The sequence below is a fragment of the Halorientalis persicus genome, from assembly GCF_900110215.1.
Classification (GTDB): domain Archaea; phylum Halobacteriota; class Halobacteria; order Halobacteriales; family Haloarculaceae; genus Halorientalis; species Halorientalis persica.
Window position 1 is genome coordinate 1 of the sequence record NZ_FOCX01000110.1, and the last position, 1,346, is coordinate 1,346.

The 1,346-nt window shown below is 52.3% G+C and carries 2 protein-coding genes; one reads left to right on the forward strand and one right to left on the reverse strand.

Annotated features, from left to right (window positions below; translation table 11 throughout):
- Positions 1 to 345 precede the first annotated feature (345 nt).
- The gene (locus BMX17_RS24865) at positions 346 to 906 is read right to left on the reverse strand and encodes a hypothetical protein (protein WP_092665329.1); all 561 of its coding nucleotides are present in this window, start codon (positions 904 to 906) and stop codon (positions 346 to 348) included.
- Between the two features lie 165 nt (positions 907 to 1,071).
- On the opposite strand from BMX17_RS24865, the gene BMX17_RS24870 reads away from it, so the two are divergent.
- On the forward strand, positions 1,072 to 1,346 hold a 275-nt coding region (locus BMX17_RS24870; protein ID WP_092665332.1), incomplete at its 3' end, for a ribbon-helix-helix domain-containing protein.

The window sequence follows — 1,346 nt, forward strand, 5'->3', positions numbered from 1 at the left end:
TTTCCGGTAACCAGTGGACCATCTCCGTTGGTCGAGTCCGTCGGTTCTGACCCGATGCCAGTAACAGTGAGTCCGATGCTATGGGGTAAGTCGTGGTGATTCGCCAAGCGGAGACTGCCTGCGGGCGGCTCCTCGTTACCGGTTGTGGAACAACCCGTCAAACTTGCTGCCACAACGACGCTAAGCGATGAGAGGAGGGCACGGCGTTTCATGAATTTACCTGTCCCTTCTCAAAAGATATGTTTTCTGCTAACTATGAGACTTGGAGATACATAGGCACGTACACTGAGCGGTTAGAGACCGCGTCTGGTTCCTGGCTGAGAGTCGGTCAGTACAGGGGACCGGCTATTCGCTTCTGAGAGACCAAGTATAGAGATACATGGGAAGACCCACCATCAGACCGACGACGATCTGAGACAGGACGTAGATCAGGGAAAGGCCGGGAATAAATGAATCACTCGTGTACAAATTGATGTTGATCATCAGGACAAACACCAGTCCAACGATTACGTTGACCTTCTTCCGTTGCATGCTACTCTCGGCGATCGTGTATGGTGAGAGAAACGCGACGACAAACGAAGTGACTCCATAGGGTGCCCAGAGTACAGATATGAAATCGACGATCGAATCTCCGTAAAACGAGGACGCCCACTGAATTGCTTCGAGACTGTACCCGATAGCTACCGCCATCAGCGCCACCAACAGTGCGTAGGTGAACGGAATATCATCCCTCGCCCCAAACAGTTCGTAAAGGGTGAACATGGCAGCTGTCGTCGCGTAGACCCCACCGATACCGACCGCGAAAATATCCCAGATCACTACGTCTGGGAAGGCTACAGAAATTGCGATGAGAACTACGCCCACTCCGAAAATAACGGCACTCGATCTTTGTGAGGTCCACTTCATCTCAGAGTATTGGATTGTAATTCTGGGCTGATGAATACTTTCTGCCGCTGAGTGGTTTGCATCCACACTGAGCAGCTGAGATATATTCTAGAAGTCACCTCGGTCCACTGCTGGTGTGGTGTGCTGTCCGTAACGGTTATCACCACACAAATTCAACACAGAGATATGGCAGAAGCTGAATCCCCTGAGAAGACCACAGTCAATATCCGGATGACGGAGACGTTCCTCAACGATGTCGACGGTACCTGGAAAGAAGAGGGGTACAATAGCCGGAGCGAGTTCATTCGTGACGTCCTTCGCGATGCGATCAAGCATCCCGATTTCAATCGGGCGGATCTGAAGGCGATGCTCGCGAGCGAAGTCGACATTCAGGAGGGGAACACGCGAACGAGCGACGACGTGAAGGCGGAGCACGGACTGGCCGGCAACAGTGACGATGA

Coding starts and splice junctions, on each gene's coding strand:
- BMX17_RS24865 (WP_092665329.1), bottom strand. CDS start 906: ATGAAGTGGACCTCACAAAGATCGAGTGCCGTTATTTTCGGAGTGGGC.